General features: G+C 71.9%; 9 protein-coding genes. 7 read left to right on the top strand and 2 right to left on the bottom strand.

The window, feature by feature from the left end:
* The first annotated feature begins 13 nt into the window (after positions 1 to 13).
* The 5 genes from ACFWZ2_RS10665 (at position 14) to ACFWZ2_RS10645 (ending at position 9055) form a co-directional block, all read left to right on the top strand.
* Positions 14 to 1654: a protein kinase gene (locus tag ACFWZ2_RS10665; RefSeq protein WP_384544498.1), complete on the top strand. Its 1641-nt coding sequence runs from the start codon at positions 14 to 16 to the stop codon at positions 1652 to 1654.
* Positions 1655 to 1819: 165 nt separating this feature from the next.
* Positions 1820 to 3619 (top strand): serine/threonine-protein kinase, encoded by a 1800-nt coding sequence (locus ACFWZ2_RS10660; RefSeq protein WP_384544495.1) that lies wholly within the window; start codon positions 1820 to 1822, stop codon positions 3617 to 3619.
* The gene (locus ACFWZ2_RS10655; RefSeq protein WP_384544493.1) at positions 3619 to 5391 is read left to right on the top strand and encodes a protein kinase; all 1773 of its coding nucleotides are present in this window, start codon (positions 3619 to 3621) and stop codon (positions 5389 to 5391) included. The genes ACFWZ2_RS10660 and ACFWZ2_RS10655 overlap by 1 nt, the downstream gene beginning before the upstream one ends.
* A 147-nt stretch (positions 5392 to 5538) precedes the next feature.
* Entirely contained in the window at positions 5539 to 7155 is a 1617-nt protein-coding gene (locus tag ACFWZ2_RS10650) for a succinic semialdehyde dehydrogenase (protein ID WP_384544491.1), read from the top strand.
* Positions 7156 to 7231: 76 nt separating this feature from the next.
* A complete protein-coding gene (locus ACFWZ2_RS10645) occupies positions 7232 to 9055 on the top strand; it encodes a GMC oxidoreductase (RefSeq protein WP_384544489.1) in 1824 nt (607 codons plus the stop codon).
* Between the two features lie 92 nt (positions 9056 to 9147).
* Here ACFWZ2_RS10645 and ACFWZ2_RS10640 read toward each other — a convergent pair whose 3' ends face one another.
* Positions 9148 to 10173: an LAETG motif-containing sortase-dependent surface protein gene (locus ACFWZ2_RS10640; protein ID WP_384544487.1), complete on the bottom strand. Its 1026-nt coding sequence runs from the start codon at positions 10171 to 10173 to the stop codon at positions 9148 to 9150.
* A gap of 231 nt (positions 10174 to 10404) precedes the next feature.
* Here ACFWZ2_RS10640 and ACFWZ2_RS10635 point away from each other — a divergent pair, with 231 nt between their 5' ends.
* Together ACFWZ2_RS10635 and ACFWZ2_RS10630 are read left to right on the top strand one after the other, a co-directional pair.
* On the top strand, positions 10405 to 10773 hold the full coding sequence (locus tag ACFWZ2_RS10635; protein WP_384544485.1) for a hypothetical protein: 369 nt from the start codon (positions 10405 to 10407) through the stop codon (positions 10771 to 10773).
* A gap of 139 nt (positions 10774 to 10912) precedes the next feature.
* Positions 10913 to 11698 (top strand): hypothetical protein, encoded by a 786-nt coding sequence (locus ACFWZ2_RS10630; protein WP_384544483.1) that lies wholly within the window; start codon positions 10913 to 10915, stop codon positions 11696 to 11698.
* 653 nt (positions 11699 to 12351) lie between these two features.
* On the opposite strand, the gene ACFWZ2_RS10625 is transcribed toward ACFWZ2_RS10630, so the two are convergent.
* Entirely contained in the window at positions 12352 to 12645 is a 294-nt protein-coding gene (locus ACFWZ2_RS10625) for a chorismate mutase (protein ID WP_384544481.1), read from the bottom strand.
* Positions 12646 to 13153 lie beyond the last annotated feature (508 nt).

The raw sequence follows: 13153 nt of genomic DNA, 5'->3' as shown, positions 1-13153 counted from the left end.
GCATGATGGCCGCATGGGGAGCCTGGGAGACCACGCCGGTGGTGGCGCCGGTGGCGGCAACGCCCGTGTGATCGCGGGCCGTTACCGCCTGGAGGCGCGGCTCGGCCGGGGCGGCATGGGGGTCGTGTGGCGCGCCACCGATCTGCTCCTGGGGCGCAAGGTCGCCGTCAAGGAGCTGGCGCGCGACGAGACGCTCTCCGACGCCGAGGCGGACCAGCAGCGCGAGCGGACCCTGCGTGAGGCGCGGGCGGTGGCGCAGCTGCGGCATCCGCACATCATCGTCGTCCACGACGTCGTCGTGCAGGACGAACACCCGTACATCGTCATGGAGTTGATCGAGGGCGGCTCGCTCGCCGGGCGGATCGCGCGGGGCGGTCCGCTGGACGCGCACGCCGTCGCGCGGATGGGCATCGACCTGCTCGGCGCCCTGCGCACCGCGCACGAGGCGGGCATCCTGCACCGCGACCTCAAGCCCGCCAACGTCCTCCTCGAACGGGCCACCGGGCGCGTCGTCCTCACCGACTTCGGGATCGCGCAGGTCACCGGGGCGACGACGCTCACCGAGGTCGGTTCGTTCGTGGGCTCGCCCGAATACACCGCGCCCGAGCGGATGGCGGGCGAGCGGACCGGGCCCGAGTCCGACCTGTGGTCGCTCGGCGCGCTGCTCGTCACCGCGCTCGCCGGTGAATCGCCGTTCCGCCGCGACTCGATAGGCGGCGTCCTGCACGCCGTCGTCTACGACGAGATACGCCCGCCGCCCGCCACCGCGCCCCTGCTGCCCGTCGTCCTCGGTCTCCTCGACCGCGATCCGGACCGGCGGCTCGGCACGGCGGAGGCGGAGCGGCTGCTCAAGGCGTACGTCGACACGGGGCGGATGCCCGCGTCGCCGCGGGAGAGACCCGGGCCCGGCAGGACCGGTCTGCCGGGACGCCCGGGGCGCGCCGGATACACGCCCACGCAGCGCGATCTGCCGACGGGGCCGCGGCCGCCCGCCGCAGGACACGAGCAGGCGCCCCGCGGGCACGGGCGTGCCGTGCTGATCGCGGCCGCGCTGGTGGCGGCCGTCGCGGGCGCCGGGGTCGCCACCGGCGCGCTCCTGATGGGCAGGGACGGCGACGGGGGCGGTACCCCGCCCAACTCGGCGTCGGTGACGGTCCGTCCGACGCCCACGGTCACCGTGACCAGCCCCACGCCGCGCCCCTCGACGCCCGAGGCCCCCGACGGCTACCGCATCGCCAAGGATCCGAGGGGCTTCGCGCTCGCCGTCCCCGACGGATTCCGGCGCGAGGTGGACGGGCCGCGCGTCTTCTACGTCTCGCCCGGCGGCACCTACCGCATCGGCATCAAGGAGTCGGCCACCGAGCCCGGAGGACCGCTCGCCGTGCAGCGCCGCGCCGACGCCAAGGGCCCTCGGAACAACCCCGGTTACCGTGCGGGCGAGGTCACGGAGACCACGCACAACGGCAGGCCCGCCGCCCTGTGGGAGTTCACCTGGAACGGCTTCACGGCGGCGGAGGGCGCCCGTCACACGTACGACCTGTGCTGGGAGGAGGGTGGCCGGATGTACGACGTGTGGGTCTCGGCACCGGTCGGGGACGCGGAGGAGGCGCGGCGCTACTTCGACGCCGCGGTCGACACGTTCGTACGGCGGTGACGCGCTGCCCGTACGGCGGTGACGTGCTGTCGTACGGCGATGACGTCTGTCGTACGGCGTGACACCCCCGATGTGCGCCGTCGCGCGCCGTCGCGTGCATCACCCCGGTCACAAGTGGGCTTCGCGGCTGGAAACCGATGTGCTCGGCAGGGTACTCATGGGGGCATGAGTAACAACGGGGGAGCCTCGTACGGCCCGAACGAACCCACCAGCTTCGGGCTGCAGCCGCCGCAGGGACCCGGCGTACCGGGACAGGGCGGGCAAGCGGGGCAGAGCGGCGGGGCGTTCCCCGGCAATCCGTACGCGCAGCAGGAGCAGCAACCGCGGCAGCCCGCCGCCGCGCCCGCCCCCACGCCCGCCGCCCCCGCGCCGACCGTGGCCGGTGCGCCGCCCGCCGCGCCCACGCCGCCCCCTTCGCCGTACGCGCAGCCCACCCAGGTCGTGCCACACCAGCAGGGCGAGGCCGAACCGGGCGCGGGGCGCCTCGTCGCGGGCCGCTACCGGCTGCTGTCCAAGCTCGGCCACGGCGGCATGGGCACGGTGTGGCGCGCCAAGGACGAGACGGTGGACCGCGAGGTCGCCGTGAAGGAGCCGCGCGTCCCCGACCATCTGCCGGAGCGCGAACGCGCCAACGCCTTCGAGCGGATGCGCCGCGAGGCGCGCGCCGCGGCACGCCTCGACCACCCGGCCGTGGTCAACGTCCATGACGTCGCCGTCGAGGACGGGCAGCCCTGGATCGTCATGGAGCTGGTGCAGGGCCGTTCGCTCGGCGCCGCGCTGCAGGAGGGCACGCTCGGCGCCCGCGAGGCCGCCCGGATCGGACTCGACGTACTGAACGCCCTGGACGCCGCGCACCAGGCGGGCATCCTGCACCGCGACGTGAAGCCGGACAACGTGATGCTCGGCCGGCACGAGCGCGTCGTCCTCACCGACTTCGGCATCGCCCAGATCGAGGGCGAGACCAATCTGACGGACACCGGCGGCTTCGTCGGTTCGCCCGAATTCATCGCGCCGGAGCGGGTGTTGGGGCAGCGTCCCGGACCGGCGTCCGACCTCTGGTCGCTGGGCGTCGTCCTGTACGCGGCCACGGAGGGCGTCTCGCCCTTCCGCCGCAACAACACCCCGGCCACGCTCCAGTCCGTGCTCAACGCGACGCCCGCCGCGCCCGCTTCGGCGTCGGGGCCGCTGGCGGACGCGATCAACCGCCTGCTGGTCAAGGACCCCGCGCAGCGGCCGAACGCCGCGCAGGTGCGTGCCCTCCTGGAGGAGGCGGCCAAGCCTCCGCAGGCGGCGCCGACGCAGGTCGTCCAGATCGGTGGCGGCGGTGGCGGCGGCCGCAAGGGCGTCACCATCGGGCGCAAGGGGCTGATCGGCATCGGCGCGGTGGTCGTCGCAGCCGCGGTGGCGGCCTACCTCGTCGTCGCGGACCCGTTCGCGGGCCCGCTGCCCGACGCCTGGAAGAAGCAGGAGGCGAAGGGGCTCGGCGCGACCCTCGCGGTGCCCGACGGGTACCAGGTCGCCAAGCCCGAGGCCGACGACGAGAAGCACTGGATCCAGTACAGCGACTGGAGCGGCGACATCTGGATCAATCTGTCCCTGGAGAAGAAGTCCGAGGACGACAGCGGCGACATCGCGGGAACGGCCGCCGCGGAGATGTACGACGACGACGCCGACTACAAGGAGTCCGGCGAGTACGACCTGGGCATGGCGTCCGACCCGACGCCCAAGACCGACCCCCAGGAGACCACGTACAAGGAGAAGAAGGCCGCGGAGAACACCGTCGTGTACTCCACCACGGACAGCGACAACCCGCGCCCGCGCGAGCTGAAGGCCTTCTACTACAAGACCACGTCCGGCGACATGTACAAGCTGCTCGTCAGTTACCCGGGCAAGGGTGACTTCACCGAACGGGGCCGTGACGTCGCCGAGACGGCCATCGCGCATCTGGAGATCGACAAGGTCTGATGAGCGGCGACGGGGGAGAGCGGGACGGTCGGCGCCCCGAGGGCGCCGACGGCCGTCTGGTCGGCGGCCGTTACCGCCTCGCGGAGCGCATCGGCTCCGGGGGCATGGGCACGGTGTGGCGTGCCGTCGACGAACTGGTCGGCAGGGACGTCGCGGTCAAGCAGCCGCGGCTGCCGGGGGATCCGCACGACGCGGCGGTGCGGCGGATCTACGCCCGCCTGCACCGCGAGGCGCGCGCCGCCGCGCGCGTGGACCATCCGGCGGCGGTCACCGTCCACGACGTGGTCCTGGAGGACGGACTGCCGTGGATCGTCATGGAGTTGGTCCGCGGCGAGTCCCTGCACGAGGTGCTCCAGCGGGACCCGCTGCCGCCCGCGGAGTCGGCCCGCATCGGCCTCGCGGTCGTCGGCGCGCTGGCCGCCGCGCACGCGCAGGGCATCGTGCACCGCGACGTGAAGCCCGCCAACGTCCTCATCGGCCCGCACGGCCGCGTCGTGCTCACCGACTTCGGCATCGCGCACATCAGGGGCGAGGAGTCGCTCACGGTGAGCGGCGAGTTCGTCGGCTCCCTCGAATTCATCGCGCCCGAGCGGATGTCGGGGCGCGGCGCGGGACCCGAGTCCGACCTGTGGTCCCTGGGCGTGCTGCTGTACGCGGCCGTCGAGGGATGGTCCCCCTTCCGTCGTACGACACTGGAATCCACGCTCGCCGCGGTCCTCTCCGCACAGGCGCCGCCGCCCGAGCGGGCCGGTGAACTGGGCCCGCTGATCGAGCGGTTGCTGACCAAGGACCCGGACCTCAGGCCCGGCGCCTTCGAGGTCACGGCGGCGCTGGAGGCGGTGGCGGAGGGACGGTCGCTGCCGGAGCCGTTCGGGGGCGGGGCCGCCCAGGACCCGTCGGGGATGCGGGAGTTGTCGGACGACGTGGGGACGTTGCGGATGTCCCGGGCATCCGATGCGGCCGAGGCGCCGGTCGCTCCTGCGAAGGCCGGAGCGCCGGTCGCTCCCGCGAAGGCCGAGGCACCGCTCGCTCCCGCGAAGGCCGAGCCCAGGCCCACCGTCGCGGATCCCGCGCCCGCCGCCAGGTCACGGCGCACCTCCGCGCTGCTCGCCGCCGCGCTCGCCGGGGCGCTCCTCGTGGGCGGCGGGGTGTGGCTCGGGGTGTCCGTGGGCGACGGCGACGGCGGGATCGCCTACGAGGAGGGCGAGGCGGGTGCGCCGCCCGGCGGTGTCGACGCGCCCCGGGACGTGCCGGGCGAGGGCACCTCGAAGCCCGCCAAGAAGCCCGCCGCCTGGAAGACCCGCCCCGAGGGCAAGCTCGACGCGGAGATCTCCGTGCCCGCCAAGTACAAGGTCTTCGCGCGCGAGGACAGCGACGCGGACCACGAGCGGATCGCGGCCCGGCTCGTGGTCTACAGCCCCTCCGAGGAAAGCCTGCTGCAGGTGCGGCTCACCAAGGACGACATGGCGTCGACGCCCGCCATGACCTGGGCCAAGCAGGAGGCGTCGACCTGGCACGACAACGACACGAACGCGCGGACGAACTACACCAAGACGTCCTTCCACGGGTACGACGCGGCCATCGCGGACACGACGTACGACGACGGCACCGCGACCCGCTGCATGCAGCTCATGATCATCACGGATGACCAGGAGTTCTACGAGCTGCGCGTGGACATGCCCAAGGGGACGCGGGAGGAGCGGGAGGGCACCGCGCTCTTCAAGGGGGTCCGCGACCGTCTCAAGATCGGCAAGGAGATGGTCGGCTCCTGAGAATTGCCGCGAGGACGGGGCGTACGCCGTGACAACGCCCTGATCAGCGGCTTTGCCGCCAGCAATCACTGGCGTCGTGTGTCCGAGCGGTGAAGGCCCATTACCGATGGGTACCCAAAAGCCTGACGTGGGCCTACTCTCACGAGCATGACGGACTCGCAGGCCACCGCAGCGCCCCTCGGAACGAACCCGACCGCCCCGGCCCCCGAAGGTGCGCGCACCGCCGCCGACGTGGTCACACCCGAGCTGGTCGCCCAGCTCACCCGTGACGTCATAGGTTCCGGGCGGACGGCGAACCACACGCCGCTCACCGGCGAGAAGCTGGCCGACCTGCCCGAGTCCACCCCCGAGGACGTGGCCACCGCCTTCGAGCGGGCCCGCACCGCCCAGATCGCCTGGGCCAGGACCCCGGTGCGGCAGCGCGCCGCCGTCCTGCTCCGCTTCCACGACCTGGTCCTGCAGCGCCAGGCCGAGGTCCTCGACCTGATCCAGCTGGAGACCGGCAAGGCCCGCCTCCACGCGCACGAGGAGATCCAGGCCGTCGCGGTCGCCGCCCGGCACTACGGCCGCAAGGCCCCCTCGTATCTGAGCCCCAAGCGGCACACCGGCGTCGTCCCGACCCTCACCAAGGTCACCGAGAACCGCCAGCCGCGCGGCGTCGTCGGCCAGATCGCCCCCTGGAACTACCCGTTCGAGCTGTCCATCGGCGACGCGCTGCCCGCCCTCGTCGCAGGCAACGCCCTCGTGATGAAGCCCGACACGGAGACCTGCCTCACCGCCCTGTGGGCCCGTGACCTGATCATCGAGGCGGGCCTGCCGTCCGAGGTCTTCCAGGTCGTCCTCGGCGAGGGCCCGGTCGTCGGCCCCGAGCTGGTCAAGCACGCCGACTACGTCTCCTTCACCGGCTCGACCCGCACGGGCCGCGAGGTCGCCCAGGGCGCCGCCGCCCGGCTCGTCGGCGTCTCGCTCGAACTCGGCGGCAAGAACGCCATGCTGGTGCTGCACGACGCCGACATCGAGAAGGCCGCCGCGGGCGCGGTGCGGGCCTGCTTCTCGTCCGCGGGCCAACTGTGCATCTCCATCGAGCGGTTGTACGTCCATGAGTCGATCGCCGACCGGTTCGTGGCGCGCTTCGCGGAGCGCACGAAGGCCATGCGGCTCGGCAAGTCCCTCGCGTACGGCGCCGACATGGGCTCGCTCGTCGGCGAACGGCAGCTGGAGACCGTGACCCGGCACGTCGACGAGGCCGTCGCCAAGGGCGCCACGCTCGTCGCGGGCGGCGTCGCGCGCCCGGACATCGGCCCCTACTTCTTCGAGCCGACCATCCTGGACGGCGTCGAGGCCCCGATGTCCGTCTGCGGCGAGGAGACCTTCGGCCCGGTCGTCTCCATCTACCGCTTCACCGACGAGAACGAGGCGGTCGAGCTCGCCAACGCCACGTCGTACGGCCTGAATTCCTCGGTCTGGACGAAGGACGGCAACCGCGGCCGCAAGATCGCCGCCCGCCTGCGCACCGGCACCGTCAACGTCAACGAGGGCTACGCGCCCGCCTACGGCAGCGTGCAGTCCCCGATGGGCGGTATGAAGGACTCGGGCCTCGGCCGCAGGCACGGCTCCGAGGGCATCCTCAAGTACACCGAGGCCCAGACCGTCGCCACCCAGCGCATCATGCCGCTCGCCCCGTCCTTCGGCCTCGACGACGAGAAGTACGCGGCGTTCATGAGCGCGAGCCTGAAGGTCATGAAGGCGTTCCGCCTGCGCTGAGAGCGCCCCGTCGGGGGCGCGGTGAACTGCGCGACCAGCCACAGACGGCCCGCGGGCATTCAAACGAGGAGAGTCAATGTCACAGGAGAGCTCTGCCCAGAACCAGGCGGGCGACGTGGCCGACGAGGCGTACGACTACGACGTCATCGTCGTAGGCAGCGGCTTCGGCGGAGCCGTCTCCGCCCTGCGCCTCACGGAGAAGGGCTACCGCGTCGGCGTACTCGAAGCGGGCCGCCGCTTCACGCGCACCACGCTGCCCAAGAACTCCTGGGACCTGAAGAACTACCTCTGGGCCCCCGCCCTCGGCCTCTACGGCATCCAGCGCATCCATCTGCTCGGCAATGTGATGGTGCTCGCGGGCGCAGGCGTCGGCGGCGGCTCGCTGAACTACGCCAACACCCTCTACGTGCCGCCCGCCCCGTTCTTCAACGACCCGCAGTGGAAGGACATCACGGACTGGCAGGACGAGCTGGGCCCGTACTACGAGCAGGCCAAGCGCATGCTCGGCGTACGGCTCAATCCGACGACGACGCCCTCGGACGTCCATCTGAAGGCCGCCGCCCAGGAGATGGGGGTCGGCGACAGCTTCCACATGGCGCCCGTCGGCGTCTTCTTCGGTGACAAGGACGACGCGGACGGTAACTCAACGGCCAGGCCCGGCACGGAAGTTCCCGACCCCTACTTCGGTGGCGCGGGCCCCTCCCGCAAGGCCTGCACCGAGTGCGGCGAGTGCATGACCGGCTGCCGGCACGGCGCGAAGAACACCCTCAACGAGAACTACCTCTACCTCGCGGAGAAGACCGGGGCCGTCATCCACCCGATGACCTCCGTCGTCGCCGTCACCGAGGACTCGCGGGGCGGATACGCGGTGGCCACCCTGCCCACCGACGACAAACGCAAGGGCAAGGGGCGGACGTTCACGGCGCGCAAAGTCGTCATCGCCGCAGGTACGTACGGCACGCAGACGCTCCTGCACCGCATGAAGGACAACGGCCTGCTGCCGCAGATCTCCCACCGGCTCGGCACGCTCACCCGCACCAACTCCGAGGCCCTGGTGGGCGCCCAGACCACCGACCGCCGCTACCGCAAGCGGCACGGCGCCGAGAAGGTCGACTTCACCCAGGGCGTCGCGATCACCTCGTCGATCCACCCGGACGAGAACACCCACATCGAGCCCGTCCGCTACGGCAAGAAGTCCAACGCGATGGGCGGCATGACGCTGCTCCAGGTCCCGTACAGCGTGAAGGGCGGCAAGGACCGGGTCACCGGCTGGCTGGCCAACATGACGCGCCACCCGCTGCTCGCCGTCCGCTCGCTCTCCAACCGGCGCTGGTCGGAGCGGACCATCATCGGTCTGGTCATGCAGTCGCTCGACAACTCCCTGACCACGTACCGCAAGGAGAAGGGCATCGGCAAGGGCCTGCTCACCGCACGGCAGGGCCACGGCGCGCCCAACCCGAACCAGATCCCCGAGGCCACCCGGGCCGCGACGATCCTCTCCCAGGAGATCAACGGCTTCGCGGGATCCAACATCGGCGAGCTGATGGGCACCCCGCTGACCGCGCACTTCCTCGGCGGCTGCCCGATCGGCGACTCGGCCGACACCGGCGTCATCGACCCCTACCACCGGCTCTACGGCCACCCCGGCATCTCCGTCGTCGACGGCGCCGCGGTCTCCGCGAACCTGGGCGTCAACCCGTCCCTGACCATCACCGCGCAGGCCGAACGCGCGATGTCGTTCTGGCCCAACAAGGGCGGCGAGGACACCCGGCCCGCGCAGGGCGCCGCGTACGTGCGCCTCGCGGCGGTCGAGCCGAAGACCCCCGCGGTACCCGCGGACGCTTTCGGCGCGCTGAAGCTGCCGTTCCTGGGGATGCCTACGGTGCCGCCCAAGAAGTAGGCGCTCCGGGACGTACGCGAGAACCCCGGACACACGTAAGGACCTGCACCCCCCTCCGAGCGCAGGTCCTTCCGCGTGATCAGGTGCCGCTGTTACGCGGCGGCGTCCGCCTTGCGGCGGCGCACGACGAACACCGCGCCCGCACCGGCGACGACGGCGACGCCGCCGACGAGGCCGATGGTCGGCAGCATCGAGCTGGAGCCGGTCTCGGCGAGGCTGCCGGTGACCGGGAGTTCCTTGGCGCCGCCCTGCGGCTTCTTGATGCCGGACGGCAGTTCCTTGCCGGGCTTCGGCTTGGCCGTGCCCGGGTTGTCGTTGTCGCTGCCGGACTTGAGGATCGTCAGCGGGTACTCCGCGAACGAGTTGTGGGTGCAGCCCGACTTGGCGTCGGTGTAGCCGCCGAAGCCGATCGCGTAGCCGGGGCCCGCGGGGGCCTTGGCGCTGACCTTGATCCGCAGCTTGATGTCGACCGTCTCCTGGGGACCGAGCGGAGTCTTGCCGAAGACGATGCCGCCGTCCTCGGTGCCGTCGATCGAGGTCCAGGCCTTCGTCTCGGGGTTGAGGAACTGGAGGTTGGCGTAGGTGCTCAGCCAGTCCCGCTCGTCCCTGCTCGTCTCCTCGGCCTCGTTGCCCACGGCGGCGATCCACCTGACCGTGCCGAGGTCCTGGTCGGAGAGGTTGGCGGCGCTCAGCTTGAACGGGTGCCAGCCGCTGCCCGCGACGATCCTGCCGGGCAGGCCGGTGATCTCCACCTCGAGGTCGGAGTCGACGTCGATCTCGTCCTCGTCCACCGGGCAGTCGGCCGGCTTGGTCGGCTCCGAGGTCGGCTTGGCCGTCTCGGTGGGCTTCTCCGTCGGCTTCGCGGTCTCCGTGGGCTTCGCCGTCTCGGTCGGCTTGGCCGTCTCCGTGGGCTTGGCGGTCTCGGTCGGCTTGGCCGTCTCGGTGGGCTTCTCGGTCGGCTTGGCCGTCTCCGTGGGCGTGGCCGTCTCGGTGGCCGTCGCGGTCGGGGACGACGTGGTGGTGTCCTCGGTCGCGAACGCCGCGGGTGCGGACAGGAGCGCGAGCGGGGCTATGGCGGCCGTAGCGGCCGCGGCGGCCATGGCACGACGAAGCTTCATGAAGACCTCAGGGAGTCCGGCGCGCCGCCTGGATGGCGGTGCGGAGGTGGAGGCCTCCGCGGTGGGGCGCGGGTGTGGCCGTTGTTACTGCATGCATGACCTGCGATCCCTGTGAATGGTTGTCCTCGATTTCACAGAATTCTTATGTGCCGTGGATCACATCGCTTGTGCCGGAAGGGCGGGGTGCCGTAGAACTTCCCGGGCCCAAAGGGCTCTAGGGGAGGGGGCAGCGTGGCCATACCCGACGAGGTGTGGGAGAGATTCGAGAAGGACAGCGAGCGGGACATCCGCTCGACCGCGCCGAAGGAACCGTCCGCACGCGCGCGCATGGTCGCCGAGCGGCTGCGGCGCCTGGACGAGGAGGCCGCACGCCAACAGGCCCAGCAGGCCGGGCGGTTGGGCCGACGGCGGATGAAGCGGCAGAAGACGGACCCCGACCCGTGGCGCCCCGACGGCTGGCGCGTGGCGCCCACGGGACCACGCCGCAGCACCCGGTCCGAGCGCAGTCGCCGGGTGTGGAGCGTGGTGATCGTGGTCGGCTGCATGGCCCTGGCGATCGCGCTGCTCAGCCCGTTCCGCTTCTGGCTCTGGGGCTGGTGACGCCCCGCTGACGCCCTGATGGCGACCTGGTTGTGCCCTGGTTGTGCCCTGAAGGAACCGCGAGCGATCTTCCTCCGTCGTAGAAGTGGTGCGGGTGACTCCGCACGGTGCGAGACGTAAGTGAGTGGGGGAACAGATCGTGAAGTCAGCTGTGTCGCGTGTCCTGGTGGCCGTCTCGGTCGTGGCCGCCCTCGGCTCGACCGCCGCCTGCGGCGGGAGCGGTGACGACGACGGCAAGCAGGCCGCGAAGCCGGGCGCGAGCAAGGGCGCGAACGACCCGAAGGACGGCGGCGGTTCGGGCGCCGCCGCCAAGCTGGAGAAGGCCGCGCTCGCCAGTGGCGACGTCAAGGGCTACAAGGTCGAGAAGGCGGACAAGGCCACCCCGCGCCCGGCGGGCGCCACGTCCCCGGCGGGCTGCGCGCCGCTCGCCGCGGTCCTCGGTCCCGGCACCCCGCCGAAGGCCGACGCCCACGCCGGCCGCTATCTGAGCAGCTCCTCCGACGAGGACGCGACGGGCGTCGACGTCGGCCTTTCCGCCTACAAGCCGGACGGCGCCGAGAAGGTCATGGACGACCTGAACGCGGCACTGAAGTCGAAGAAGTGCGCCACCTTCGGCGTCGGCGGCGACCGGTACATCGGCGTCCGTGCGGTGACCGCGCCCGGCAAGGGCGACGAGACGGTGTCGTACAAACTGGCCCACCGCGAGGGCAAGTTCATGATGCGGGAGGGCGTCACGGTCGTCCGCAGCGGCGGCACGCTCATGGTCTTCAAGGCGTCGAACCTGTACGACCCCGAGAGCGTGCAGGACGACAGGGAAGCCGAGCGGAACGGCATGAAGGGTGCCGGCGCGCCCACAGCGGACGAGGACCCGAAGGTCGCCCCCGCGATCGTCGACGCACAGGTGGCCAAGCTGCGCCAGCTGTAGGCGAGTTGGCCCGCAGCACGTGTGTGGGACGGTACGTGTGCGGGACGGTACGTGTGCGGGACGGTGAGTGCAGAGCGAAGGGCCCCGCGGGACGGATCCGCGGGGCCCTTGGCTGTCAGCACCGACGTCAGGGCAGCGTCGGTGCCTCGGGGCGGCGCCGGGGGGAGTGCGCCGCTGGTTCGAGTGCCGGTGGCCGACCCGGCGCGCGGGGGGCGCTCAAGTGGTATCGACCTTTGGCAATGAAGCTGTGGATGAAGGGACTTGGAGCCCGCCCTCCTAGGCATCGTGCTGGATGCGTTGTTGGCGGCGCAACCGTTTCGACCACATCTATAGGGGAAAGGGGACGGAGGCCGGCCGGCTCCGGGCGTCCCCGAAGCCGACCGTTCTCTTGGGTGACCGGGCTGCTGTCCCCTGCCGTCCGGTCACGTCTCTGGAGCGAGGTCCCACGGCGTACGACACGATCCGTACGCCTCATCGCTCCAGCGGAGCCACGCGTGGTTCTTACGGGCCCGCCCCTGGCTGACACGGACACCGGGACCAACGAAGCCCGCCCGGAACCGGTCACGCGCCGTACGGGTGAGAACCGATCCGAACTCAGGTCCGCAGCCGTCCGCGGGCCGCGCCGCGGGGTCGGACCGGGCCGCGGCGCGGGGTCAGACGCGGCCCCGGCACAGCTCAAGGAGCGTCATCGCGAGCGTCGTGCCGGGCTTGCCGAGCGCGTCCCTGTAGTGGCCGAGCACCTCCATCTCGCGGGAGAGGTTCACGCGGCGGCCGCCCGAGGTGATGCGGGCCTCCTGGATGACGGCCGAGACGGCCATCCGTTCCTGGATGAGGCCGATGATGCGGTCGTCGAGCGTGTCGATCCGCTCACGGGCGTTCTCGATCAGACCCGCGGCCTCGGGGGTGCGGGCGCCGGTCTTGTCTGCGGTGGTCGTCATGGCGGTCATCTGGGACTCCTCGGTGGGTGGGGGAGCCCCGGAGCGGCAAGGTCCGCGAACGACAGAGCGCCCCGGGCCTTGTCGGCCCGGGGCGCCCGGTAAGTCGCTTGTCAGGTGCTCAAGCAGCTCGACCATGGCAGCCGGTGGGCCGGTTGCCATAGGTAAAGAGGAAGCTGAGGTGCTTGGTCACGGGGTCAGTATGCCCCCACGCGCGCGTGCCCTGCCAATCCGGTTTCCCGGGCGGCTCGGATGCTGAGACGAGGGGTGGTCGGGGTGGCGGGCGGGGCGGGGGCGGTGCGGGCAGGGGATGGTTCGGGTGCTGGTCGGATGCGGTCCGGGCGCTGCTCTGGGCGCTGGGTGGCTGTCGTCCGGGCGCTGCCCGGGGTGCGGAGGGGCTGTCGTCCAGGTGCTGCCTGGGGTGCGGAGGGGCTGTCGTCCGGGCGCTGCTCTGGGTGCTGGGTGGCTGTCGTCCGGGCGCTGCCCGGGGCGTGGACGGGCTGTCGTCCGGGCGCTGCCA

The sequence above is a fragment of the Streptomyces sp. NPDC059002 genome (assembly GCF_042740435.1).
Taxonomy (GTDB): Bacteria; Actinomycetota; Actinomycetes; order Streptomycetales; family Streptomycetaceae; genus Streptomyces.
This window is presented reverse-complemented; position numbering and strand designations above follow the sequence as displayed.

Bases quoted from the DNA above. Each gene is read 5' to 3' on its own strand.
- ACFWZ2_RS10665 (WP_384544498.1), top strand. From the start codon at position 14: ATGGGGAGCCTGGGAGACCACGCCGGTGGTGGCGCCGGTGGCGGCAAC.
- ACFWZ2_RS10660 (WP_384544495.1), top strand. From the start codon at position 1,820: ATGAGTAACAACGGGGGAGCCTCGTACGGCCCGAACGAACCCACCAGC.
- ACFWZ2_RS10655 (WP_384544493.1), top strand. From the start codon at position 3,619: ATGAGCGGCGACGGGGGAGAGCGGGACGGTCGGCGCCCCGAGGGCGCC.
- ACFWZ2_RS10650 (WP_384544491.1), top strand. From the start codon at position 5,539: ATGACGGACTCGCAGGCCACCGCAGCGCCCCTCGGAACGAACCCGACC.
- ACFWZ2_RS10645 (WP_384544489.1), top strand. From the start codon at position 7,232: ATGTCACAGGAGAGCTCTGCCCAGAACCAGGCGGGCGACGTGGCCGAC.
- ACFWZ2_RS10640 (WP_384544487.1), bottom strand. From the start codon at position 10,173: ATGAAGCTTCGTCGTGCCATGGCCGCCGCGGCCGCTACGGCCGCCATA.
- ACFWZ2_RS10625 (WP_384544481.1), bottom strand. From the start codon at position 12,645: ATGACCGCCATGACGACCACCGCAGACAAGACCGGCGCCCGCACCCCC.